The 24,141-nt window shown below is 70.6% G+C and carries 23 protein-coding genes and 1 rRNA gene; 6 read left to right on the top strand and 18 right to left on the bottom strand.

Features of this window, described 5'->3' with window-relative positions; genetic code table 11:
• Positions 1 to 98 precede the first annotated feature (98 nt).
• Positions 99 to 824 (top strand): DUF3558 family protein, encoded by a 726-nt coding sequence (locus tag ACWCO8_RS24145; protein ID WP_362017146.1) that lies wholly within the window; start codon positions 99 to 101, stop codon positions 822 to 824.
• 164 nt (positions 825 to 988) lie between these two features.
• Positions 989 to 2,230 (top strand): DUF2637 domain-containing protein, encoded by a 1,242-nt coding sequence (locus ACWCO8_RS24140; protein ID WP_451033999.1) that lies wholly within the window; start codon positions 989 to 991, stop codon positions 2,228 to 2,230.
• 19 nt (positions 2,231 to 2,249) lie between these two features.
• On the opposite strand, the gene ACWCO8_RS24135 is transcribed toward ACWCO8_RS24140, so the two are convergent.
• The gene (locus tag ACWCO8_RS24135) at positions 2,250 to 2,456 is read right to left on the bottom strand and encodes a hypothetical protein (RefSeq protein WP_451033998.1); all 207 of its coding nucleotides are present in this window, start codon (positions 2,454 to 2,456) and stop codon (positions 2,250 to 2,252) included.
• 134 nt (positions 2,457 to 2,590) lie between these two features.
• Positions 2,591 to 4,315, bottom strand: coding sequence for a lysine--tRNA ligase (lysS, locus tag ACWCO8_RS24130; protein ID WP_451033997.1), 1,725 nt, complete (start codon positions 4,313 to 4,315; stop codon positions 2,591 to 2,593).
• A gap of 197 nt (positions 4,316 to 4,512) precedes the next feature.
• On the opposite strand from lysS, the gene argS reads away from it, so the two are divergent.
• Positions 4,513 to 6,276 (top strand): arginine--tRNA ligase, encoded by a 1,764-nt coding sequence (gene argS / locus ACWCO8_RS24125; RefSeq protein WP_451033996.1) that lies wholly within the window; start codon positions 4,513 to 4,515, stop codon positions 6,274 to 6,276.
• 53 nt (positions 6,277 to 6,329) lie between these two features.
• Here the strand turns inward: argS and ACWCO8_RS24120 are convergent, their stop codons facing one another.
• The 7 genes from ACWCO8_RS24120 to ACWCO8_RS24090 form a co-directional block, all read right to left on the bottom strand.
• Positions 6,330 to 6,599 carry a DUF1876 domain-containing protein gene (locus tag ACWCO8_RS24120; RefSeq protein ID WP_362017186.1) on the bottom strand — a complete coding sequence of 90 codons (270 nt, stop codon included), beginning with the start codon at positions 6,597 to 6,599 and terminating at the stop codon, positions 6,330 to 6,332.
• 81 nt (positions 6,600 to 6,680) lie between these two features.
• Positions 6,681 to 7,688, bottom strand: a complete 1,008-nt coding sequence (gene hemB, locus ACWCO8_RS24115; RefSeq protein ID WP_451033995.1) for a porphobilinogen synthase — start codon at positions 7,686 to 7,688, stop codon at positions 6,681 to 6,683.
• A 122-nt stretch (positions 7,689 to 7,810) separates the two neighbouring features.
• Complete coding sequence (locus tag ACWCO8_RS24110; protein WP_361964669.1) at positions 7,811 to 9,481, bottom strand: bifunctional uroporphyrinogen-III C-methyltransferase/uroporphyrinogen-III synthase; 1,671 nt, start codon at positions 9,479 to 9,481, stop codon at positions 7,811 to 7,813.
• Positions 9,478 to 10,464 carry a hydroxymethylbilane synthase gene (hemC, locus tag ACWCO8_RS24105; RefSeq protein WP_451033994.1) on the bottom strand — a complete coding sequence of 329 codons (987 nt, stop codon included), beginning with the start codon at positions 10,462 to 10,464 and terminating at the stop codon, positions 9,478 to 9,480. The genes ACWCO8_RS24110 and hemC overlap by 4 nt, the downstream gene beginning before the upstream one ends.
• Entirely contained in the window at positions 10,461 to 11,816 is a 1,356-nt protein-coding gene (locus tag ACWCO8_RS24100; protein WP_362017158.1) for a glutamyl-tRNA reductase, read from the bottom strand. Before ACWCO8_RS24100 ends, hemC begins: the two co-directional genes overlap by 4 nt.
• On the bottom strand, positions 11,813 to 12,604 hold the full coding sequence (locus ACWCO8_RS24095; protein WP_451033993.1) for a redox-sensing transcriptional repressor Rex: 792 nt from the start codon (positions 12,602 to 12,604) through the stop codon (positions 11,813 to 11,815). Before ACWCO8_RS24095 ends, ACWCO8_RS24100 begins: the two co-directional genes overlap by 4 nt.
• A 272-nt stretch (positions 12,605 to 12,876) precedes the next feature.
• Complete coding sequence (locus ACWCO8_RS24090) at positions 12,877 to 13,170, bottom strand: glutaredoxin family protein (protein WP_451033992.1); 294 nt, start codon at positions 13,168 to 13,170, stop codon at positions 12,877 to 12,879.
• Between the two features lie 156 nt (positions 13,171 to 13,326).
• Here ACWCO8_RS24090 and ACWCO8_RS24085 point away from each other — a divergent pair, with 156 nt between their 5' ends.
• The 3 genes from ACWCO8_RS24085 to ACWCO8_RS24075 all read left to right on the top strand — a co-directional run bounded on the left by ACWCO8_RS24085 (position 13,327) and on the right by ACWCO8_RS24075 (position 17,071).
• Complete coding sequence (locus tag ACWCO8_RS24085; RefSeq protein ID WP_362017164.1) at positions 13,327 to 14,283, top strand: HAD family hydrolase; 957 nt, start codon at positions 13,327 to 13,329, stop codon at positions 14,281 to 14,283.
• A 447-nt stretch (positions 14,284 to 14,730) separates the two neighbouring features.
• Entirely contained in the window at positions 14,731 to 15,522 is a 792-nt protein-coding gene (locus ACWCO8_RS24080) for an ECF subfamily RNA polymerase sigma factor, BldN family (protein ID WP_361964681.1), read from the top strand.
• A 340-nt stretch (positions 15,523 to 15,862) separates the two neighbouring features.
• A complete protein-coding gene (locus tag ACWCO8_RS24075) occupies positions 15,863 to 17,071 on the top strand; it encodes a DUF5667 domain-containing protein (RefSeq protein WP_451033991.1) in 1,209 nt (402 codons plus the stop codon).
• A 71-nt stretch (positions 17,072 to 17,142) separates the two neighbouring features.
• Here ACWCO8_RS24075 and ACWCO8_RS24070 read toward each other — a convergent pair whose 3' ends face one another.
• The 9 genes from ACWCO8_RS24070 to rrf all read right to left on the bottom strand — a co-directional run.
• A complete protein-coding gene (locus ACWCO8_RS24070; RefSeq protein ID WP_451033990.1) occupies positions 17,143 to 18,210 on the bottom strand; it encodes a lysophospholipid acyltransferase family protein in 1,068 nt (355 codons plus the stop codon).
• A gap of 2 nt (positions 18,211 to 18,212) precedes the next feature.
• On the bottom strand, positions 18,213 to 19,253 hold the full coding sequence (locus ACWCO8_RS24065; RefSeq protein ID WP_451033989.1) for an NAD-dependent epimerase/dehydratase family protein: 1,041 nt from the start codon (positions 19,251 to 19,253) through the stop codon (positions 18,213 to 18,215).
• Positions 19,254 to 19,471: 218 nt separating this feature from the next.
• A complete protein-coding gene (locus tag ACWCO8_RS24060; RefSeq protein WP_003948845.1) occupies positions 19,472 to 19,570 on the bottom strand; it encodes a 30S ribosomal protein bS22 in 99 nt (32 codons plus the stop codon).
• 121 nt (positions 19,571 to 19,691) lie between these two features.
• A complete protein-coding gene (locus ACWCO8_RS24055) occupies positions 19,692 to 19,901 on the bottom strand; it encodes a helix-turn-helix domain-containing protein (protein ID WP_158988220.1) in 210 nt (69 codons plus the stop codon).
• A gap of 128 nt (positions 19,902 to 20,029) precedes the next feature.
• Positions 20,030 to 20,845 carry a phosphatase gene (locus ACWCO8_RS24050; RefSeq protein WP_362017172.1) on the bottom strand — a complete coding sequence of 272 codons (816 nt, stop codon included), beginning with the start codon at positions 20,843 to 20,845 and terminating at the stop codon, positions 20,030 to 20,032.
• A 91-nt stretch (positions 20,846 to 20,936) separates the two neighbouring features.
• A complete protein-coding gene (locus tag ACWCO8_RS24045) occupies positions 20,937 to 22,115 on the bottom strand; it encodes an acetoin utilization protein AcuC (RefSeq protein ID WP_451033988.1) in 1,179 nt (392 codons plus the stop codon).
• Positions 22,084 to 23,286: an MFS transporter gene (locus ACWCO8_RS24040; protein ID WP_451033987.1), complete on the bottom strand. Its 1,203-nt coding sequence runs from the start codon at positions 23,284 to 23,286 to the stop codon at positions 22,084 to 22,086. The genes ACWCO8_RS24045 and ACWCO8_RS24040 overlap by 32 nt, the downstream gene beginning before the upstream one ends.
• A 43-nt stretch (positions 23,287 to 23,329) precedes the next feature.
• Positions 23,330 to 23,977 carry an HAD family hydrolase gene (locus tag ACWCO8_RS24035; protein ID WP_451033986.1) on the bottom strand — a complete coding sequence of 216 codons (648 nt, stop codon included), beginning with the start codon at positions 23,975 to 23,977 and terminating at the stop codon, positions 23,330 to 23,332.
• Between the two features lie 73 nt (positions 23,978 to 24,050).
• Positions 24,051 to 24,141: ribosomal RNA gene (gene rrf / locus ACWCO8_RS24030) — 5S ribosomal RNA — on the bottom strand; the annotation flags it as partial.

The raw sequence follows: 24,141 nt of genomic DNA, 5'->3' as shown, positions 1-24,141 counted from the left end.
CGGGCGTCCGGGAGTCCCTCCGCGCCCGTTCCCGGACCACGTAACGTGTCGGCGTACCCCCTCCTGACCGGACCGTACGACAAGCGACTGAAGGAACCATGCACCGATCAGCCCCGCGACTCACCCGCATACTCGCCTGCGCAGCCGTCCCGGTGATGCTCGTCGTCGCCGGCTGCTCCTCCGACTCCGACGGCGCCTCGGGCACCCCGGACAAGGGCAAGGGTTCCGCGTCGTCGGCGCCGAACGCCTCGCAGTCGACGAAGACGGTCGAGCCCGCGAAGTTCGCGAAGCTGCCCGATGTCTGCAAGTCGATCACCGCCCAGACGACCGCGGCTCTGGTGCCGAAGGCGAAGGCGAAGAACGGTACGGCGGCGCCGTCCAGCGATGTCGAGAGCCGTGGCGGCTGCTCGTGGAACGGTCTGGACGACAAGGGCGTGAAGGGCTCGCAGTACCGCTGGCTCGACGTCTCGTTCTACCGCTACGCCTCGGACGGCTCGCTCGGCAGCGGCCAGGAGCGCGCCCAGACCAACTTCGCCAAGGAGCTGGCGAAGGTCGAGGCCACCGAGGGCGCCAAGAAGATCCGTACGGCGGACGCCTCGGGCATCGGCGAGCAGGCGAAGACGGTGGCGTACGAGCTGAAGAAGACGGACGAGGACTTCAAGTACGTCTCGGTCGTCGCCCGCACGGGCAATGTGCTGGTGCTGCTGACGTACAACGGCGCCGGGTACGCGGGTGCGGACGCGCCCTCCGACAAGACGGTGATGGACGGCGCGGTGAAGGCCTCGAAGGAGGCGGTCGCGGCGGTCGCGGCGGCGAACAAGTAGCGGACAAGCAGCGGCCGAGCAGGCCGCCGGGGAGCGCGTTCACGTCGCGTACACCCGATTTTGCACGTGTTTTCGAGGAGCCTGTCCCTCCCCCGGGGGCCGGGCTCCTCGCGCATGTGCCACGCTGTGCCCGCGAGATGTGGATTGACGGGAGGGGATCGCGGGTGGCCGCGGTGCAGCTGACACGCACGCACAAGGTGCTGATTGGCGTGGTGATCGCCGGTGCGGTGGTCATCGCCGGCATCGGTTTCGCGGGTTCGTACGCAGCTGTGCGCGAGCTCGCCGTGGAGAAGGGCTTCGGCACCTTCTCGTACTTCTTCCCGATCGGCATCGACGCCGGTATCTGTGTGCTGCTCGCACTGGATCTGCTGCTGACGTGGATCCGGATCCCGTTCCCGCTGCTGCGCCAGACGGCGTGGGTGCTGACGGCGGCGACGATCGCATTCAACGGCGCGGCGGCGTGGCCGGACCCGCTGGGTGTCGGTATGCACGCGGTGATCCCGGTGCTGTTCGTGGTGGCGGTGGAGGCCGCGCGTCACGCGGTGGGCCGAATAGCCGACATCACCGCCGACAAGCACATGGAGGGCGTGCGGCTCACGCGTTGGCTGCTGTCGCCGATCCCGACGTTCCGGCTGTGGCGCCGGATGAAGCTGTGGGAGCTGCGCTCGTACGAGCAGGTCATCAAGCTGGAGCAGGACCGGCTGATCTACCAGGCGCGGCTGCAGGCCCGGTTCGGGCGTGCGTGGCGTCGGAAGGCGCCCGTCGAGGCGCTGATGCCGCTGCGGCTCGCGAAGTACGGCGTTCCGCTCGCGGAGACGGCCGCGGCCGGTCTCGCGGCGGCCGGCGTGGAGCCGATGCTGCTGCCCCCGCAGCCGGTGGTCGCGCAGGCGGAGCCGGTGGCGGTTCCGGCACCGGTGGCACCGATGGCGCCCCAGCTTCCGCAGGGCCAGGCCGAGGAGCAGCCTCAGGAGCAGGGTCCGCAGCAGGACGCGAACCAGGGGAACCCGTGGTTCCATGCCCAGCAGATGCCTCCGGAGGCGTACGAAGGGGCGTACGCGCCCCAGATCGTCGAAGGCCTGGAGCCGACGCCTGTGGCGGTGCCCTACGGCCCGGAGGAGCTCCCGATCCCCGACCCGCGCCAGGAGCAGGGCGCGGAGCAGTTCGAGGAGTACCCGGAGTACGTCGACCAGGAACCGCCCCTTGAGGAGTTCGCGGAGGCGGCGTACAAGGCGCTGCTGACGTACTACGGGGAGAACGAGCTTCCGCCGAGCGTGGAGCAGCTCGACATACTGCTGAGCGACCGGTACGGCGTCCATCACCCGCGCAGTGCCTCGCTGCTCCGGCAGTGGATGCCGGGTCTGAGGCAGCGCATGGAACGGGAGCTGTCGGAGGACCACATCGCCTGAACGGCGGCTGCCGCCTCGCTCAGGCCTTGCCCCGCTTCTTCGCGCCCTCGCCCCAGAGGGCGAGCGCGAGTCCTGCGAGGGCGAGGACGATGTATCCGGCGGTGGGGATCTCCCACCACTTCTGGAGCAGGCCCCAGGCCTTGTCGCCGAAGATCTGCCCGCCGGCGCCAAGTCCGCCCTGGATGAGGGCGACCCAGCCGATGATTGCGATGGCTTCGTTCTTCATGTCTTCACGGTCTCGCGCGGGGCGCCGCGTTTCGTCGTGCGCACGTCGGAACCGGGTCTACTTCGAAGGTCGCAGAAGCACGGCGAAGGGCCGCCACCGGAACCCGGTGGCGGCCCTTCGGCACATCCGTGCGGTTACGCGCCGAGCAGCTTGCGCACCCGACCCGCGCCGACCGCGAGGAGGAGCGTGGGCAGGCGGGGCCCGGTCTCGCGGCTGACGAGGAGCTTGTAGAGCAGGGCGAAGAAGGAGCGCTGGGCGACCTTCAGCTCCGGGGTCGGCTTGGCCTCGGGGTCGAGGCCCGCCATGACCTTCGGGACGCCGTAGACGAGCGTGGTGAGGCCGTCCAGGGACCAGTGCGTGTCCAGGCCCTCCAGGAGGAGGCGCAGGGACTCGCGGCCCTCGTCGTCGAGGGAGCCGAGAAGCTCGGTGTCGGGCTCGTCGCGGACGATGGTGCGCTGGTCGGCCGGGACCTGGGTGGTGATCCAGTTCTCGGCGCGGTCCAGGCGGGGCCGGACCTCGTCGAGGCTGGTCACCGGCTGCTCCGGGTCCAGCTCGGTGAGGATCCGGAGGGTCTGCTCGTCGTGACCGGCGGTGATGTCCATGACCGAGGCGAGCGTGCGGTACGGCAGCGGGCGCGGCGTGCGCGGCAGCTCACCGGCGGCGGTGCGGGCGGCACGCGTGTGCGCGGCGGCGTCCGCCGGGAGCACGGTGCCGTCGGCGACCTTGGCCTCCAGCTTGTCCCACTCGTCGTAGAGCCGCTGGATCTCCTGGTCGAAGGCGATCTTGAAGGACTGGTTGGGCTTGCGGCGGGCGTAGAGCCAGCGCAGCAGCGGCGCCTCCATGATCTTCAGCGCGTCGGCCGGGGTGGGCACGCCGCCCTTCGAGGAGGACATCTTGGCCATGCCGCTGATGCCGACGAAGGCGTACATGGGGCCGATCGGCTGGACGCCGTCGAAGATCTCGCGGACGATCTGGCCGCCGACGACGAACGACGAACCGGGGGACGAGTGGTCCACGCCGGACGGCTCGAAGATGACGCCCTCGAACGCCCAGCGCATGGGCCAGTCGACCTTCCAGACCAGCTTGCCGCGGTTGAACTCGCTGAGCTTCACGGTCTCGGCGAAGCCGCAGTCCGTGCAGGTGTAGGCGAGCTCGGTCGTCTCGTCGTCGTACGACGTGACGGCCGTCAGGTCCTTCTCGCAGCGGCCGCAGTACGGCTTGTACGGGTAGTAGCCGCCGGAGCCGCCGGAGCCGTCGTCCTCGTCGGCCGCGCCGGAGCCTTCCTCGGCCTCCAGCTCGGCGGCGTCGACGGGCTTCTGCGACTGCTTCTTCGGCGCCTTCTTCGTCCGGTACTGGTCGAGGATGGCGTCGATGTCGCCGCGGTGCTTCATGGCGTGCAGGATCTGCTCGCGGTAGGTGCCCGCCGTGTACTGCTCCGTCTGGCTGATCGGGTCGTACTCGACGCCCAGCTCGGCGAGCGCCTCGACCATGGCGGCCTTGAAGTGCTCGGCCCAGTTCGCGTACGCCGAACCGGCCGGGGCCGGGACGGAGGTCAGCGGCTTGCCGATGTGCTCGGCCCAGGACTGGTCGATGCCCTCGACGCCGTTCGGCACCTTGCGGTACCGGTCGTAGTCGTCCCAGGAGATGAGGTGCCGGACCTCGTGGCCGCGCCGGCGGATCTCGTCGGCGACCAGGTGCGGGGTCATGACCTCGCGGAGGTTGCCGAGGTGGATCGGGCCGGAGGGGGAGAGTCCGGAGGCGACGACGACCGGTTTGCCAGGCGCACGTCGCTCCGACTCGGCGATGACCTCGTCCGCGAAACGGGAGACCCAGTCGGTCTCTGTGCTGCTCTGAGCCACGGTCGGTACGTCCTTCTTCCTTGATTCCCTCGACGCCTTGCAGCCTTACGTCGGCCATTCTCCCAGACGAAAGCGGCCACCCCGAGGTTGTCCACAGCCCTGAAGTTGTCCACAGGTGGAGAAAACACGTTGCCCGCCCATGGGACACTTGACAAGCGATAAAGCCCACCACGAACCACCGACAGGAACGGAAGCTCATGGCCTCGGTCCCTTCCCTCGCTTCGACCGTGCAGCAGCGTCTCGCGGAAGGTCTCTCGGCAGCCCTGCCGGAGGCCGGTTCCGCCGACCCGCTGCTGCGACGAAGCGACCGGGCCGACTTCCAGGCCAACGGCATCCTGGCGCTCGCCAAGCAGCTCAAGGGCAACCCGCGTGAGCTGGCGACGAAGGTCGTCGACGGAATCCCGGCGAACGACGTGCTGAAGGAGATCGAGGTCTCGGGCCCCGGCTTCCTGAACATCACGGTCACGGACGAGGCGATCATCAAGACCCTCGCCGCGCGAGCCCTGGACGACCGGCTCGGGGTGCCGTTCGCCGAGGACGCGGGCACGACGGTGATCGACTACGCCCAGCCGAACGTGGCCAAGGAGATGCACGTCGGCCACCTCCGGTCGGCCGTGATCGGCGCCGCGATGGTCGAGATCCTGGAGTTCACGGGCGAGAAGGTGGTCCGTCGCCACCACATCGGCGACTGGGGCACCCAGTTCGGCATGCTCATCCAGTACCTGATGGAGCACCCGCACGAGCTGGACCACAAGTCCGAGGACGAGGTCTCCGGTGAGGAGGCCATGTCCAACCTGAACCGGCTGTACAAGGCCTCGCGCGCGCTGTTCGACTCCGACGAGGAGTTCAAGACGCGGGCGCGGGCGAGGGTCGTGGACCTCCAGGCGGGCGACGAGCAGACCCGTGCCCTGTGGCAGCGGTTCGTCGACGAGTCGAAGATCTACTTCTACTCGGTCTTCGACAAGCTCGACATGGACATCGACGACCCGGACGTGATCGGCGAGTCGGGCTACAACGACATGCTGACGGAGACCTGCCGCATCCTCGAGGAGTCGGGCGTCGCGGTCCGCTCCAACGGCGCGCTCTGCGTGTTCTTCGACGACGTCAAGGGCCCCGACGGCAACCCGACGCCGCTGATCGTCCAGAAGTCCGACGGCGGCTTCGGCTACGCGGCGACGGACCTGTCGGCGATCCGGGACCGGGTGGGGAACCTGAAGGCGACGACCCTGCTGTACGTGGTCGACGCCCGGCAGTCCCTGCACTTCAAGATGGTCTTCGAGACCGCCCGCAGGGCCGGCTGGCTGAACGAGGACGTGAAGGCGGTCCAGCTGGCCTTCGGCACGGTGCTCGGCAAGGACGGCAAGCCGTTCAAGACCCGTGAGGGCGAGACGGTCCGGCTGGTGGACCTGCTGGACGAGGCGATCGACCGGGCCGCGTCCGTGGTCCGCGAGAAGGCGCGCGACCTGACCGAGGACGAGATCGCCGAGCGTGGTGCCCAGGTCGGCATCGGCGCGGTCAAGTACGCGGACCTGTCGACGTCGGCGGCGCGGGACTACAAGTTCGACCTGGACCAGATGGTGTCGCTCAACGGCGACACGTCGGTGTACCTCCAGTACGCGTACGCGCGTATCAAGTCGATCTTCGGCAAGGCCGGCGACCGCACCCCGGTCGCCCACCCCGAGCTGGAGCTGGCCCCGGCGGAGCGCGCGCTCGGTCTGCACCTGGACCAGTTCGGCGAGACGGTGGCCGAGGCCGCCGCCGAGTACGCCCCGCACAAGCTGGCCGCGTACCTGTACCAGCTGGCCTCGCTGTACACGACGTTCTACGACCAGTGCCCGGTCATCAAGCCGGAGCCGCCGAAGGAGATCGCGGAGAACCGGCTGTTCATCTGCGACCTGACGGCGCGCACGCTCCACCAGGGCATGGCCCTGCTGGGCATCCGGACGCCCGAGCGCCTCTGACCCGTACGAACGAGAAAGGCCCCGGCACGGGAAACCGTGCCGGGGCCTTTCCGTCACCGAATCGGGTGGGACGTGCGTCCCGACACCTCGTCGATCTCCATATGGGCCTTCTGGAGAAGCTGCGAGGCGAGATCCATGAGCGCGCGGGCGCCCGCGATCTCCTCGCCGACCCGCAACTGCTCCGGGTCGGACGGGTGCCGCTGGGCGTTGCCGTGGGCGCGGAACTCCGTGCCGTCACCCAACCGCACCATGGCGGCCGCCCTCGTCCGGTCGCCTTCCTCCTGGAACTCCATCTCGACGTGCCATCCCACGAGCGTGTGCATCATGAGGACCACCTCCTGAGGTACTTCCAGGGTGCGCCGCCGGGCCCTCCCTTACCAACCGCTCCCCGGTCGACCTGCGGGTCAGCCCGTGAAGGGACGCCCGAGCTTCTGGGCGACCTCGGTGGCCCAGTAGGTCAGGATCATCTGCGCACCGGCGCGCCTGATCCCGGTGAGCGTCTCCAGGATGGCCTTGTCGCGGTCGATCCAGCCCTTCTCGGCGGCGGCCTCGACCATCGCGTACTCGCCACTGATCTGGTACGCGGCGACCGGCACGTCCACGGACTCGGCGACCTTCGCGAGCACGTCCAAGTAGGGGCCGGCGGGCTTCACCATCACCATGTCGGCGCCCTCCTCCAGGTCGAGCGCGAGCTCGCGCAGCGACTCGCGGAGGTTGGCCGGGTCCTGCTGGTAGGTCTTGCGGTCGCCCTGCAGGGAGGAGCCGACGGCCTCGCGGAAGGGGCCGTAGAAGGCGGAGGAGTACTTGGCGGTGTACGCGAGGATCGACACGTCCTCCTTGCCGATGGTGTCCAGGGCGTCCCGGATCACCCCGACCTGGCCGTCCATCATCCCGGAGGGACCGACGACGTGGACGCCTGCGTCGGCCTGGACCTGGGCCATCTCGGCGTAACGTTCCAGCGTCGCGTCGTTGTCGACGCGCCCGTTCTCGTCCAGGACGCCGCAGTGCCCGTGGTCGGTGTACTCGTCGAGGCAGAGGTCGGACATGATGACGAGCTCGTCGCCGACCTCGGCGCGGACGTCCCGAATGGCGACCTGCAGAATCCCGTCCGGGTCGGTCCCGGCGGTCCCGGCACCGTCCTTCTTCGCGTCCTCGGGCACCCCGAAGAGCATGATCCCGGAGACCCCGGCCTCCAGCGCCTCCACGGCGGCCTTGCGCAGGGTGTCCCGCGAGTGCTGCACCACGCCGGGCATCGCGGTGATCGGCCGGGGCTCGGTGATCCCCTCGCGCACGAAGGCGGGAAGGATCAGGTCGGCCGGGCTCAGCCGCGTCTCGGCCACCATCCGCCGCATGGCAGGAGTCGTCCGCAGCCGCCGCGGCCGCGCCCCGGGAAAGGTTCCGTACGAGTTCATAGCCCGAGGCTACGCCCGCCGCCGGACCGCTTTTGCCGACCCATTGTGGGCATCCGCCCCACGCACGAGGTGCGGGACCTTCACAAGGCCCCGCACCCCAAGCAACCCACCGCAGCGACCCGCTACGTCGTCCGACGCCTCCGCGCCCCCGGCCGCCGTTCCGACGGTCGCGTCACCGGATCGCCCGCCTCCAGCGCCGCGGCCCGCCGCCGCAGACCGAAGTCCGCGAGCGCCTCCGCGAGCTTGTGCACCGACGGCTCCGGCGAGAGCACGTCCACCCGCAGCCCGTGCTCCTCCGCCGTCTTCGCGGTGGCAGGGCCGATGCAGGCGATGACGGTCACGTTGTGCGGCTTCCCGGCGATGCCGACCAGGTTCCGCACCGTCGACGAGGACGTGAAGAGCACGGCGTCGAAGCCACCGCCCTTGATCGCCTCACGCGTGTCCGCCGGCGGCGGCGACGCCCGCACCGTCCGGTAGGCGGTGACGTCGTCGACCTCCCACCCGAGCTCGATGAGGCCCGCGACCAGCGTCTCCGTGGCGATGTCGGCCCGCGGCAGGAACACCCGGTCGATCGGATCGAAAACGGGGTCGTAGGGCGGCCAGTCCTCGAGAAGACCCGCGGCCGACTGCTCCCCACTGGGCACCAGATCCGGCTTCACACCGAAGTCGACCAGCGCCGCCGCCGTCTGCTCGCCCACCGCCGCGACCTTGATCCCGGCGAAGGCGCGCGCGTCGAGCCCGTACTCCTCGAACTTCTCCCGCACCGCCTTCACGGCGTTGACCGACGTGAACGCGATCCACTCGTAGCGTCCGGTCACGAGCCCCTTGACGGCCCGCTCCATCTGCTGCGGCGTCCGCGGCGGCTCGACAGCGATCGTCGGCACCTCGTGCGGCACCGCGCCGTACGAACGCAGCTGGTCGGAGAGCGACGCGGCCTGCTCCTTCGTGCGCGGCACGAGCACCCGCCAGCCGAAGAGCGGCTTGGACTCGAACCACGCCAGCTGGTCCCGCTGCGCCGGGGCGCTGCGCTCGCCGACCACGGCTATAACGGGCCGGTGGCCCTCGGGCGAGGGGAGCACCTTGCCCTGCTTGAAGACCTGGGCGATGGTGCCGAGCGTCGCGGTCCAGGTCCGCTGCCTGGTCGTGGTGCCGCCGATGGTGACGGTGAGCGGGGTGTCCGGCTTACGGCCAGCCGCCACCAGTTCACCGGCCGCCGCCGCCACCGCGTCGAGCGAGGTGGAGACGACCACGGTGCCGTCCGAGGCGCCGACCTCGGTCCAGCAGCGGTCGTCGGCGGTACGGGCGTCCACGAACCGCACGTCGGTGCCCTGCGCGTCACGCAGCGGGACACCGGCGTACGCGGGTACGCCGACGGCCGTCGCGACACCGGGGACGACCTCGAAGGGGATGCCCTCGGCGGCGCAGGCGAGCATCTCCTGACCTGCGTTTCCGTCGAGGCCGGGGTCGCCGGTCACCGCACGGACGACCCGCTTGCCGCCCCTCGCGGCCTCCATGACAAGATTGGTCGCATCCCTCAACACGGGGACCCCGGCGGTTGTTGACGCCTCGTCAACAACGGTCAGCTCAGGCGTGCTCACCCCCGCGCGCGCATGGCACCGGACTACTTCGAGCACCTCGGGCTCGGCGATCAGTACGTCCGCGCCGGCGAGGGCTTCGACGGCCCGGAGTGTCAGCAGTCCGGGGTCGCCGGGTCCGGCGCCGAGGAAGGTGACGCTCCCGTGTCCGAAGACGGCCGCGGGCGCGGGGCTGGTGGTCGGGCTGGTGGGGCTCAAAGTGCTCGCTCCCCCATAAGACCGGCCGCACCCTTGGCGAGCATCTCGTCCGCGAGTTCGCGTCCGAGCGCCATCGCCTCGTCGTGCGACGCGGGTACGGGACCGGTGGTGGACAGCTGCACCAGCGTCGAGCCGTCGGTGGTGCCGACGACGCCACGCAGGCGCATTTCAGTGACAATCTGCCCGCGGCCGGAATCCTCGGTCAGCAGGTCGGCCAGCGCACCCACAGGTGCGGAGCAGCCGGCCTCCAGGGCGGCGAGCAGGGACCGCTCGGCGGTGACGGAGGCCCGGGTGAGCGGGTCGTCGAGTGCGCCGAGCGCGGCGACGAGACCGGCGTCGGACGCCGGACACTCGATCGCCAGTGCCCCCTGGCCGGGGGCGGGCAGGACGGAGTCGACCGACAGGTGGTCGAGCGACAGGGAGCCGGTGAGCTCCGCCGTCCCGCCGATGCGGTTGAGACCGGCCGCGGCGAGAACCACCGCGTCCAGCTCTCCGCTTCGTACGTAACCGACGCGGGTGTCGATGTTCCCGCGGATCGGCACGGTCTCGATGGTCAGCCCGTGGCTCCGGGCGTACGCGTTGAGCTGAGCGGTCCTGCGCGGCGAACCGGTGCCGATCCGGGCGCCCGAGGGCAGCCGGTCCAGCGACAGCCCCTCGCGGGTGACGAGGACGTCGCGCGGGTCCTCGCGCTCGGGGATGGCGGCCAGCACAAGCTCGGGGTGCTGGGCCGTCGGCAGGTCCTTCAGGGAGTGGACGGCGAAGTCCACCTCGCCGGCCAGGAGCGCGTCGCGCAGGGCGGCGACGAACACGCCGGTGCCGCCGATCTGCGCGAGGTGCTCACGGGAGACGTCCCCGTACGTCGTGATCTCCACGAGCTCGACGGACCGGCCGGTCGCGCGCCGCACGGCGTCGGCCACCTGACCGGACTGGGCCATGGCGAGCTTGCTGCGCCTGGTCCCGAGCCTCAGTGCCCTCTCGGTCATACTCGCCCTCGGTTCTTGACGTCGGCGTCATTCAGGTCGGCCCGGGAGACGGAGGCGACCGTCTCCGGGTCGAGGTCGAAGAGTGTCCGCAGCGCGTCCGCGTACCCGGCGCCGCCGGGCTCGCTGGCCAGCTGCTTGACCCGCACGGTCGGCGCGTGCAGGAGCTTGTCGACCACCCGGCGGACGGTCTGGGTGATCTCGGCGCGCTGCTTGTCGTCGAGGTCGGGCAGGCGCCCTTCCAGCCGGGCGACCTCACCGGCGACGACGTCGGCGGCCATGGTCCTGAGCGCGACGACGGTCGGGGTGATGTGCGCGGCGCGCTGGGCGGCGCCGAAGGCGGCCACCTCGTCGGAGACGATCGAGCGGACCTGGTCGACGTCGGCGGCCATGGGGGCGTCGGCGGAGGCCTCGGCGAGCGACTCGATGTCGACGAGCCGGACGCCCGGCATGCGGTGCGCGGCGGCGTCGATGTCGCGGGGCATGGCGAGGTCGAGCAGGGCGAGCGGGGCCGTACGGCCCGCCATCGCGGTCTCGACGGCGTCGCCGGTCAGGACGAGTCCGGTGGCTCCGGTGCAGGAGACGACGATGTCGGCACGTGTCAGTTCGTCGCCGACGGCAACCATCTCGACCGCTCGGGCGGCCACGCCCGTGCCACCGGGCTCGGTGAGGATCTGGACCAGCCGGTCGGCGCGGGCGGCCGTACGGTTGGCGATCACGATCTCGGAGACGCCGACGCGCGCGAGGGTGGCGGCGGCCAGCGAGGACATCGAACCGGCGCCGATGACCAGCGCCCGCTTGCCCTTCGCCCAGCTCTCGACGTCCGCCCCGTCGGCGAGCTGCTGCAGCCCGAAGGTGACGAGCGACTGCCCGGCCCGGTCGATCCCGGTCTCGCTGTGGGCGCGCTTGCCGACCCGCAGCGCCTGCTGGAACAGGTCGTTGAGGAGTCGTCCCGCGGTGTGCAGGTCCTGGCCGAGCGCGAGGGCGTCCTTGATCTGGCCGAGGATCTGGCCCTCGCCGACGACCATGGAGTCGAGCCCGCAGGCCACCGAGAAGAGGTGGTGGACGGCCCGGTCCTCGTAGTGCACGTAGAGATAAGGGGTGAGCTCTTCGAGCCCGACGCCGCTGTGTTGGGCGAGGAGCGTGGACAGCTCGGCGACACCGGCGTGGAACTTGTCCACGTCGGCGTAGAGCTCGATGCGGTTGCAGGTGGCGAGGACGGCGCCCTCGGCGGCCGGTTCGGCGGCGAGGGTGTCCTGCAGCAGCTTGGCCTGGGTGTCCGCGGCGAGCGAGGCCCGCTCCAGGACGGAGACGGGTGCGCTGCGGTGGCTGAGGCCGACGACGAGGAGACTCATGCCGGCATCACGGCGGGGACGTCCCCGTCGGGTCCCTTGCGACCGGTGTTCTTGGGCTGGGGCTCGCCCGCCGCGGAGAGCGGCACGGGCGGCGCCGGTACGGCGGCGGCCTCGGCCTCCGCCTCCTCGCCGGCCTTGCGCTGCTCGTGGAAGGCGAGGATCTGCAGCTCGATGGAGAGGTCGACCTTGCGCACGTCCACGCCGTCGGGCACGGAGAGCACGGTCGGGGCGAAGTTCAGGATGGAGGTGACTCCGGCGGCCACGAGCCGGTCGCAGACCTGCTGGGCGACGCCGGCGGGGGTCGCGATGACACCGATGGAGACGCCGTCCTCGCTGATGATCTTCTCGAGGTCGTCGCTGTGCTGGACGGGGATCCCGGCGACCGGCTTGCCGGTCATGGCGGGGTCGGCGTCGATCAGGGCGGCGACGCGGAAGCCTCGGGAGGCGAACCCGCCGTAGCCGGCGAGGGCGGCGCCGAGGTTACCGATACCGACGATGACCACGGGCCAGTCCTGCGTCAGGCCGAGCTCACGGGAGATCTGGTAGACGAGGTACTCGACGTCGTAGCCGACGCCTCGCGTCCCGTACGAGCCGAGGTAGCTGAAGTCCTTGCGCAGCTTCGCGGAGTTGACGCCCGCGGCTGCGGCGAGCTCCTCGGAGGAGACCGTGGGTACGGAGCGCTCCGACAGTGCGGTGAGCGCACGCAGATACAGCGGAAGCCGGGCGACGGTGGCCTCGGGAATTCCTCGGCTACGGGTCGCCGGTCGGTGAGTTCGGCCAGTTGCCACGGTGCTCCTGCGGGATGAGCGGGGCTGCAGGCGGCCGTGTGTCCCAAGACCGCCCCGTCGAATGCAGGCTATGTCTTTGTGAACGCGTGCACAAAGATGGTGTCCGTTTTGTCCGGCCAAAGTGACCGGGGTCACGCGACAGGATCGCGCCAGGACGGAACCGGGGAGCGCGTCAGCCCGTTGAGTACCCGAAGGGGGCAAAGCCGCACACTCTCCTCACGATCACGCCCCCGAAACCCAACAAAACGTCCACGATGGTAACCGTCTTCGCGTCAGCCACCCAGTTCACGCCGAAGTCGCCCGGCGTCCACACGCCAGAAGGTGTGCTGCTCGCCGTCGACCAGAACCACCGGAATCTGCTCCCAGTACGCCCGGTGGAGCTCCTCGTCCTGGGTGATGTCCTTCTCCTCCCAGCGCGCCCCCGTCTCGGCGCAGACGGCCTCGATCACGGCCCGGGCATCGTCGCAGAGATGACAGCCCGGCTTCCCGATCAGCGTCACCGTCCGCGCGGCGGCGTCGGAAGCGGCGGAGGTGTTCTTCTTCGCTCGTCCAAACATGCCGTCCATTCTGCGCCGCGCCCGGCGCTGCCCACGGCCTTCCCGGCCGTGGCCCCTGTCTCCAGCTTGCCCCCATTGTCCGTTTAACAGGAGAGTCGCGGAGTGTTCACGCCTCGGCACCCCGGGAGGTCGGGAAGTACCGAACAGACTGGCTATGCTCACGACATGGCCGCATTGGGATGGCTCACCCCCCGTAGGCGCTCCGCCACCGCGCGCAGCGTTCTGGCAGGCGAGGCCGCCGCGGAGGCGGCGCGCAAGACCTCGCAACAGCTCGAAGCGGAACGGGAGACGGCGCGCGCCGCGACCGCACTCCCCGAGAAGCCCGCCGAGCCCGAGTTCCCCGTCGTCGGGGACTCCGAGGCCGCCGCCTTCTTCGACCTCGACAACACCGTGATGCAGGGCGCCGCGATCTTCCACTTCGGCCGCGGCCTGTACAAGCGGAAGTTCTTCCAGCGCCGCGAACTGGCCCGGTTCGCCTGGCAGCAGGCGTGGTTCCGGCTGGCCGGCGTCGAGGACCCCGAGCACATGCAGGACGCCCGCGACAGCGCCCTGTCCATCGTCAAGGGCCACCGCGTCTCCGAGCTGATGTCCATCGGCGAGGAGATCTACGACGAGTACATGGCCGACCGCATCTGGCCCGGCACCCGCGCGCTCGCCCAGGCCCACCTCGACGCCGGTCAGAAGGTCTGGCTCGTCACCGCCGCACCCGTCGAGACGGCCACGATCATCGCCCGGCGCCTCGGCCTGACCGGCGCGCTCGGCACGGTCGCCGAGTCCGTCGACGGCGTCTACACCGGCAAGCTCGTCGGCGAACCGCTGCACGGACCCGCCAAGGCCGAGGCCGTGCGCGCGCTCGCCGCCGCCGAGGGCCTGGACCTCAACCGCTGCGCGGCGTACAGCGACTCGCACAACGACATCCCGATGCTCTCGCTGGTCGGCCACCCCTACGCCATCAACCCGGACACCAAGCTGCGCAAGCACGCCAAGGCCCGCGAATGGCGACTGCGCGACTACCGGACGGGCCGCAAGGCCGCCAAGGTCGGCATCCCGGCCGCGGCGGGCGTCGGCGCGCTCGCGGGCGGCACGGCCGCCGCGGTCGCCCTGCACCGCCGGCGCCGCTGACGCCGCTACGCCGGTCCGGAAGCCCCAGGCCCAACGGCGTGGCAGGCCGCTGCCGATACGTTTCGGCTGCGATCATCTCCGACAACCCGGGACCAACCCTCCTCACCCGTGCGTGGTCGAACACGACCGCACAGGTCGACTCGGGCGCATTCGCGGCTCCTTACCCCGCAGCGGCGCGGATCACTCCACGCCCTAGCACTTGAGCACAACAGAGCGTGCGCGCAGTCACACTCGGAAGCAAAGCGATCAACAACCGGTCACGAAGCGCGATCGATCCCGCCCACAAGCAGTAACCAATGCGACGGAATCGATGATTTGAGCAACTGGGTGTAGCGCTGCCTGTACGAAGCGTTATTCTCCTCAGACGCACAACGGAACCCACACGTCGCCACGACGAGTGAACGGTCCCGCACTGCACGTGATGGAAGCTCTGCCTCTGGGAGTCCCGTGTACCCACACGTCGGGGTTGACGCCTCGGGCCTGGCTACGCTGCGCGCAACGGTCCTCGACCAGTTGCGCGGCTTCGTCCCCACCGCGTACGCCGGCCCTGTCCCCGCCTTTGCCTTCGCCGCACCGGCACCCGCCGGTCCCTGCTATGCCCTCGCCGAGAGCGGAGCCGCTGTCGGCAGAAGGGGCAGCCGCGGCGGCACCGGAACCTCGACCGCCGCCCGCCGCCCCACCGCCGACAGCGACAGCGCCCGCATGATGGACCTTGTCGAGCGCGCCCAGGCCGGTGAGGCCGAGGCCTTCGGCCGGCTGTACGACCAGTACAGCGACACCGTCTACCGCTACATCTACTACCGCGTCGGCGGGAAGGCGACGGCGGAGGACCTGACCAGCGAGACCTTCCTGCGCGCCCTGCGCCGGATCTCCACCTTCACCTGGCAGGGCCGCGACTTCGGCGCCTGGCTGGTGACCATCGCCCGCAACCTGGTCGCCGACCACTTCAAGTCGAGCCGCTTCCGCCTCGAAGTGACCACCGGCGAGATGCTCGACGCCAACGAGGTCGAACGCAGCCCCGAGGACTCGGTCCTGGAGTCCCTCTCCAACGCCGCGCTCCTCGACGCCGTCCGCCGGCTCAACCCCCAGCAGCAGGAGTGCGTGACCCTGCGCTTCCTGCAGGGCCTCTCCGTCGCCGAGACGGCCCGGGTCATGGGCAAGAACGAGGGTGCGATCAAGACCCTCCAGTACCGGGCCGTGCGCACCCTGGCACGCCTGCTCCCGGACGACGCCCGCTGACCCTTCGCGCCCCCCACTCGCGCCCCCCACCGACCGCGTCGCGCCCCCACCCCCACCTTCCCGCGCTCTTCCCCACCCTCCCCGGGCCGGTGATCAGCGCCCTCCCCCCACGTCCCCCGACCCCCGCCCAACTCACAGTCGGTGACGCCTCGATGACGCACTGGTCCGATCATCTTTCGCGCGTAACCCAAGTGCCGCGCCGCTCGTTGTGCGGGATGCAGGCTCCCTGTGGTCACGCCATGCCCACAGCCACTCACTCGTTCGTGTGGATGTGCTCAAGGTGTGCAACCTTCCGGACACCCCGGGGAGTCGACCGTCATGACGAGAGGAGGTGCCGCCAGTGATCGCGAACGTATCGGCGCACCGGCGGGCGAACGCCTTCGCCCAGGCCCTGGACGATCGGACGCCCGAGGACGCGACGGCCGAGCAGCCCGAGCTCTCGGCCGAACCGTCCGAGCAGGGGCGGCTGTTGGCCCTGGCGAACGGTCTCGGCGAGCTGCCGAAGCCGGAGATGGACCCTGAGGTCAAGGTGGTGCAACGAGCGCAGCTCGTCGCCGCCATGGAAGCGATGCTCGCGGAGGGGAGCGCAGCCGCGGGCCCTACGGTGCCGGAGCAGCGGACATCGAGCGGGCGGGGTGCCCACCGGGCCTCCCCGCTCCGGAAATTGCGCCCCCGCTCCCGCTGGTCGAAGGGCATCGCCGCGGGCGGGCTCACGGTCGGTGTGGCCGCGGGCGCTTTCAGCGGTGTGGCCGCTGCGAGTTCCGACGCCCTCCCCGGTGATTCGCTCTACGGGCTGAAGCGGGGCATGGAAGACATCAAGCTCGGGATGGCGGACGACGACGCCGACCGGGGCGGGATCTACCTGGACCAGGCCTCGACCCGGCTCAGCGAGGCCCGCAGGCTCATGGAGCGCGGTCGCGCGGGCGACCTCGACCACGAGTCGCTCAGCGAGATCCGGCGCGTCCTCGGCGGCATGAAGCACGACGCCTCCGAAGGCCACCGGCTGCTGCGCCAGGCGTACGAACGGGACGGCGAGATCGGGCCGATGGCCCGGCTCAACTCCTTCGCGCAGGCCCACCGGTCCACCTGGATCGGCCTGCGCGACCGCCTGCCGGTCCAGCTCAGCGACGTCGGCAACGAGGTCAACGACGTCTTCGTCGCCATAGACGAAGAGGTCGAGCCGCTCCAGGGCATGCTCCCCCGCACCCCGGAGAAGGGCGCCGTCGACAGCGGAGGCGCCGCCACCCCGCAGGACACACCGCGGACGCACACCCAGCGTCCACCGTCCTCCCCAGCCGCCCCCACCGCCGGCGGCGAAGGCTCCACCCGGCCCCAGCCCTCGGGCAGCGGCCCGGGCACGGGCTCCCCGGAGAGCGACGGCCTGCTCGGTGGAAACACCGGCGGGCTCCTCGACCAGGCGCCGACGGGCGGCACCCTGCCGACCCCCTCGGGCAGCCAGCCGACGCCCCCGATGCCGGACGTCACCCTGCCGCCGCTGCTGCCGGGCCTGCTCCCCGGCCTCGGCATCGACAGCGAGGACGCCCGCTAGGAGGCGTACGGACACGGCAGTGGGGCGCCCCCTCTCCGGAGGGAGCGCCCCACTCTCGTACCGCGTAAGGGTCAGAAGAAGACGGACCTCCGCTGCACCAGCAGCTTGTAGAGGGTGTGCTGGATCTGCTCGCGGACCTGGTCGGTCAGATTGAACATCAGCATCGGGTCCTCCGCCGCCTCCGGCGAATAGCCGTCCGTCATGATCGGCTCGCCGAACTGGATCGTCCACTTCGTCGGCAGCGGCACCGCGCCCAGCGGCCCCAGCCACGGGAACGTCGGCGTGATCGGGAAGTACGGGAAGCCGAGCACCCGCGCCAGCGTCTTGGCGTTGCCGAGCATCGGGTAGATCTCCTCCGCGCCCACGATCGAGCACGGCACGATCGGCACGCCGGCCCGCAGCGCCGTCGACACGAACCCGCCCCGGCCGAAGCGCTGGAGCTTGTACCGCTCGCTGAACGGCTTCCCGATGCCCTTGAAGCCCTCCGGCATGACGCCGACGATCTCCCCGGCCCGCAGCAGCCGCTCCGCGTCCTCCGCGCACGCCAGGGTGTGCCCGGCCTTGCGGGCCAGCTCGTTGATGACCGGCAGCATGAAGACCAGGTCCGCCGCGAGCAGCCGCAGATGACGGCCCGCCGGATGGTGGTCGTGCACGGCGACCTGCATCATCAGGCCGTCCAGCGGCAGCGTCCCGGAGTGGTTCGCCACCACCAGGGCGCCGCCCTCGGCGGGAATGTTCTCCACGCCCTTCACGTCCACCCGGAAGTACTTCTCCGCGAGCGGCCGCACGAGCGACATCAGGACCTGGTCGGTGAGCTCCTTGTCGTAGCCGAACTCGTCGACCTCGTACTCACCCGTCACCCGCCGCCGCAGAAACGCGAGTCCACCCGCGAGCCGCCGCTCCCACGCGTCCCGGCGCCCCGCCGAGTCCGAGGCGTCCCCGGAGTCCGCGGAGTCCCCCGCGGCACCGTCCGCCACGGCCTCCAGGGGCTCCACCGGCGCCGCGGCCCGGGCGAGGGCCTCCTCCGGCCCGTGCTGCCCCGGCAGAGCCCGTACGGCGGCGTCCCCGGCCGCCCTGCCGAAGCGCCGGCGCGACCGGGAACGGTCGTCGTCGAACGGAATGACCTTGGCGTCCGCCATCGTTACCTGGGCTCCTTCTGATCCAGCCGGGCAGCGACCCGGTCCACGGCCCCCGCGAGCGTCTCCGGCGGCAGCAGCCCCGGCCCCCTGCTGCGGACGAAGTCCGCGAACGTCTCGGCCGTCGTGTACCGGGGGCTGAAGCCGAGTGTCTCGCGCATCTGGACCGTGGAGACCACCCGGCCATGGGTGAGGAGCCGGATCTGCTCGGGCGCGAAGTCGGTCACCCCGACCGTCCGCAGCGCCGAACCCACCCAGGTGACCGCAGGCAGCAGCACCGGCACCGTCGGCCGCCCCAGCCGCCGCGCGCACTGCGAGAGCAGCAGCACACCGTCCCCCGCCACATTGAACGTGCCGCTGTTCAGCGTCGCCCGGCGCGGCTCGCCCGCCGCCAGGTGCAGCACGTCGACGACATCGTCCTCGTGGACGAACTGCAGCCTCGGGTCGTAGCCGAACACCGTCGGCATGATCGGCAGCGACAAGTACTCGCCGAGCGGGGAGTCCACCCGGGGCCCCAGGATGTTCGCGAACCGCAGCACGCACACGGCCACGTCCGGCCGGCGCCGCGCGAAGCCCCGTACGTACCCCTCGACCTCGACGGCGTCCTTCGCGAAGCCACCGCTCGGCAGCGACTTCGCCGGGGTCGTCTCGGTGAACACGGCCGGGTCCCGGGGCGCGGAGCCGTAGACACTCGTACTGGACTTGATCACGAGCCGCCCGATCCGCGGCGACTTCTGGCAGGCGCCCAGCAGCTGCATGGTGCCGATGACGTTGGTCTCCTTGATGGACGTCCGGCCACCGGCGCCCAGCGCCGTCCCCGTGACGTCCATGTGGACCACCGTGTCCACCTCGTGCTCCGCGAGCACCTTGGCGATGGCGGGCTGGCGGATGTCCGCCCGGACGAAGGCGGCCCCACCGAGGTCGTGCGGCGGCGCGACCGCGTCCACGGCGACCACCCGCTCCACGTCGGGATCCCGCTGGAGACGCCGTACGAAACGGCCTCCGAGATGCCGGGCCGCACCGGTGACGAGCACGACCTTGCCCAAGATCAGCGCCTTCCGTCGGTTCTCCGTCGGTACGGGCCTCCGGATGCTCCCGCGAGGCCCTGTGCGCCACCGTAGCGCCTCGGTGTTGCGCCGCGATGACCGCCGTGGGCACCGGTAGGGAACCCGACCCGAAAACCCCACGAAAAAAGCGTGGCCCCGCACCGATTTCGGTACGGGGCCACGCTCGACGCACAAACAGCCGTCGTTACAGCCGTCGCTTACTTCTTGTTGCGACGCTGAACGCGGGTGCGCTTGAGCAGCTTGCGGTGCTTCTTCTTGGCCATCCGCTTGCGCCGCTTCTTGATAACAGAGCCCACGACTACCCTCGCTCACTTCTTCTCACTCGGTGCGGGGCGTCTGGGCCCACACGACCTACGTCGGCCTAGCCTACCGGCCCGAGCGCCGAGCTTGTAATCCGAGGGGTTCACGAGCTCCCGGCTAGGCCGTCTCCACCCCCACGAAAGACTCCCTGAGGTACTCGTGAACCGCCTGTTCCGGGACTCGGAAGGACCTCCCCACCCGAATCGCCGGCAGATGACCGCTGTGCACCAAGCGGTACACGGTCATCTTCGACACACGCATCACCGAGGCGACTTCCGCCACGGTAAGAAACTTGACCTCGTTGAGAGGCCTATCGCCAGCAGCCATGACCCACCTGTACCTTCCGCACACGACGCCCACCGGCTTCCCCTCCGGTGACCCTGCGTCGCTGTGCGCTCACGCTCCAGACTAGGGGCGTGTGGTACGAGTGGGGAAGAGGAGCAGCCATCGGCCGTTTACCGTGACAGACACGCTCGATTGAGTACATAGCGAGTGAGCGGCCGGTAGTGGTCCGCACGTACCCCGTCGTCAAGCGGAACGGCCACGGAGACCTGCCCCTCGGCCTCCCCGACGAACAGCGCGGGATCGTCCGTATCGGCCAGCCCGATGGCCTCGATACCCAGCTGACCAGCCCCGCAGACCCATCCGTGGTCCCCCACGACCAATTCCGGAAGTGGCCAGCCGCCCTCCACGACCCCCTCCAGAGCGGCCCTAACCGGCAGCGGCGAGTGGGTGTGCGCCCCCGTCTCACGCCCGGTTCCCGACAGACCGGGTTCTCGCACCAACGCCACCCCGCGCGCGTAGTCGAGGATGTACGTGCGTAGACCGAACCGGGTCGTTATGTCGACACATCTCCCCTGCGCGGGGGTGAGGACAAGACATCCCACCGCCGACAGAGCGTCTGCGAGCGCGGCGTAGAAGCCCAGCAATCGGTGCGGATGCCCGGTCCCGAACAGCACCGGAGCCCGCCGCGCGGCCGCCTCGCCGAGCCGCTCCGCGAACGCGTCCAACGCGCTCAACGTCCGCTCCGGATCGATGACATCGAGCCCCGAGCGGTGCGTCGGATCCCCCGACACCCCGCACTTGTCGGCCATCAGCCGCAGCAAGTCTCCCTCGCCCCAGCCCCATTCGGGGTCGAGACCCAGCATCACCCGTGGATCCCGCGCGGCGAAGAGCCGATAGCTGCGCAGACTCTCCTCCCGCGAGGTCGCCACCGTCCCGGCCAACCCCGCCGCCAACAGATGCGCCCGCAGCGCCCCGGTACTCAGCACCTCTCGATGCTGACGCAGCACACCTGACGAGGGGCCAAAACCCGTCCGAGACCCCACAGTCGGCGTAACCGCCGACCAGCTGCGGGCCGGCCTACGCGAGCAGCCCCCGCAGCGGGAACGACGCCCGCCGCGTCGCGAGGACCGCCTGGTCGAGCCGGTCGGCGGGGTCGTACCCCTCCTCCCACTCGCGCCAGCCCACCGGCCACCGCCCGTCCGTCATCCGCGCGGGCCCCGGCTGCCGCGTCCGCGCGTACACCAGGTCCCGCCACGACGACGGGATCTCCGACGCCGGATCGATCTCCGCGTGCCCGGCGATCCCCACCAGATGCGTCCACGACCGCGGTACGACATCCACCACCGCGTACCCGCCGCCACCCAGCGCGACCCACTTCCCGCCGTCCACGTGCGCGTGGGCCAGCTCGTGGCAGGCGACCTGCACCGCCCGCTGCGCGTCGAGCGAGACCGCCAGATGCGCCAGCGGGTCCTCGAAGTGCGTGTCCGCGCCGTGCTGCGTCACCAGGACCTGCGGCCGGAAGTCCGCGATCAGCTCCGGTACGACGGCGTGGAAGGCCCGCAGCCACCCCGCGTCCCCGGTCCCCGCCGGCAGCGCCACGTTCACCGCGGACCCCTCGCCGGGACCTGACGCGCCCGTCTCCTCCGGCCACCCGGTCTGCGGGAACAGCGTCCGCGGGTGCTCGTGCAGCGAGATGGTCAGGACCCTCGGGTCCTCCCAGAACGCCGCCTGCACCCCGTCCCCGTGATGCACGTCCACATCCACGTACGCGACCCGCTCCGCGCCCAGCTCCAGCAGCCGGGCGATCGCCAGGGAGGCGTCGTTGTAGATACAGAACCCGGACGCGGACCCCGGCATCGCGTGGTGCAGCCCGCCCGCGAAGTTCACCGCGTGCGCGTCCTCCCCGCGCCACACCGCCTCCGCCGCCCCGACCGACTGCCCCGCGATCAGCGCGGACGCCTCGTGCATCCCGGAGAACGCCGGGTCGTCGACCGTACCGAGCCCGTACGCCTGGTCCGCGGCCCTCGGGTTCGCCGAGGCGGCCCGCACGGCCGCCACATAGTCCTCGCGGTGCACGAGCCGCAGCGTCGAGTCACCGGCCGGCTTCGCCGCCACCACGTCCACGGCACGGTCGAGCTCGTAGGCCCGCACCAGACCCATGGTCAGCGCGAGCCGAACCGGATCCATCGGGTGCTGGGACCCGAAGTCGTACTGCGTGACAGCTTCATCCCACATCAACAGTGCGCGGCCGCTCATGCCCGCCACCGTATCGGGCCGCCCGAGAACCGAACGACGTGGCGTACACCACCGTCACCAGGACCAGCACCATCGGCACGAGCATCGCCCCCCGATAGCTCCACGCGTCCCCGAGCGCCCCCACCAACGGGGACCCGATCAGGAACCCCACGTAGTTGAAGACGTTCAGCCGCGCGACCGCCGCGTCGCTCGCCCCGGGGAAGAGCCGCCCCGCCGCCGCGAACGTCTGCGGCACGATCACGCTCAGCCCGAGCCCCAGGACCGTGAACCCGGCCATCCCCACCCAGGCCCCCGGCGCCACCGCGACCACCGCGAACCCCAGCGCCGCCAGGACCGCCCCACCCCGCACGACGGCCGTGGCCCCCAGTCGGCGCACCCCGAAGTCCCCCACGGCCCGCCCGAGCAGCGTGGTGACCATGTACGCGTTGTACGGCACGGTCGCCAGCTCCTCCGAGCTGCCGAGCACGTCCTGGAGGTACTTGGCGCTCCAGTTGGAGACGGTCGAGTCGCCGATGTACGCGAAGGTCATGACGAGACAGAGCGGCAACAGCAGCTTGAAGGCGACGCCCCCACTCTCGCCCTTGCCGATATCAACGGACGGGGTGACGGTCTCCCCACCGAAGTACCACCGGCTGCCCACGAACGCCGCCGGCAGGAGCACCGCCACCACGGGCAGGTAGGACACGAACAGCGGCAGATCCCAGTGCGCCCCGGCCCAGGCCAGCGAGGCCCCGGCGATCCCGCCCAGGCTGTACGCGGCGTGGAACCCGAGCATGATGCTCCGCCCGTACGCCCGCTGGAGGCTCACCCCGAGCATGTTCATGGAGGCGTCCAGGGCACCGACCGCGAGCCCGAAGACGCCGAGGGCCACGGCGGCCTGCCACAGCTCCGTCCCCGCCCCGACGGCCAGCAGGCCGAGGAGTACGAGCGGCTGAGCCCACCGCAGCACCACGCCCGGCCCCACCCGCGCCACGACCTTCTCGGTGGCCACGCTGGACACACCGGCGAGGATCGGCACGGCGGCGAGGAACACGGGCAGCAGCCCGTCGGAGATCCCGTACCGGTCCTGGATCGCCGGTATTCGGGTCACCAGGAGCGCGAACGTCACTCCCTGCACAAAGAAGCTGACCGCCAGGGATCCCCGCCCACGCCGCAACCGCGCATCCGTCATGGCGGCACAGAGTAGGCCCCGGTTCTACCCATGGGTAGATGGATCACAGACCCAATATCGCCGGAAGCTCGGCCATCCCACCGAAGTACCCGTTGGCCCCGACGAGTCGGTCCTCGGGTGTCATCGCGGTGAACCCGTATACGTCCATCCCGGCGGCCAGCGCCGCCTGGACCCCGAGCCGGCTGTCCTCGACGACCACACACCGCTCGGGCGCGACGCCCATCCGCTCGGCGGCCCGGAGGAAGAGGTCGGGCGCCGGCTTGCCCCGACCGACGTCCTCGGCGCTGAAGATGTTCTCGTCCCGGAACCACGCGTCGAGCCCGGTCTTCCGGTGCCCGACCCGGATCCGCTCATGGGACCCGGAGGACGCGAGACAGTACGGAACCCCGTCCGCAACGAGCTGCTTCAACACCTCGGTCACCCCGGCGACGGGCTCCAACTCCCGCTCGAAGGCGGCGAACGTGCGAGCGTGCAGCGTCTCGTCGAAGTCCGCGGGCAGCCGCTGCCCGGTCCGCTCGTGGATCAGATCGTGTACGCGATGGACGGCGGCGCCCATGTAGTCGCGCAGGGAGTCCTCGTAGGAGGTGGGGTGCCCGAGCTCGGTCAGATAGCCGGCCAGGATGGTGTTGGCGAGGGGCTCACTGTCGACGAGCACACCGTCGTTGTCGAAGACGACCAGGTCATAGCGCATGGCTCAACGATAGGCGGGCCGTAAACGCAGAAAAGCCCCGCACCATAAGGTGCGGGGCTTTCCCACAATGATTGTTCGGCGGCGTCCTACTCTCCCACAGGGTCCCCCCTGCAGTACCATCGGCGCTGAAAGGCTTAGCTTCCGGGTTCGGAATGTAACCGGGC

Source organism: Streptomyces sp. NPDC001927 (assembly GCF_053594455.1).
The sequence above is the reverse complement of the archived record's forward strand: the minus strand, read 5'-3'. Positions and strand labels throughout refer to the sequence as shown.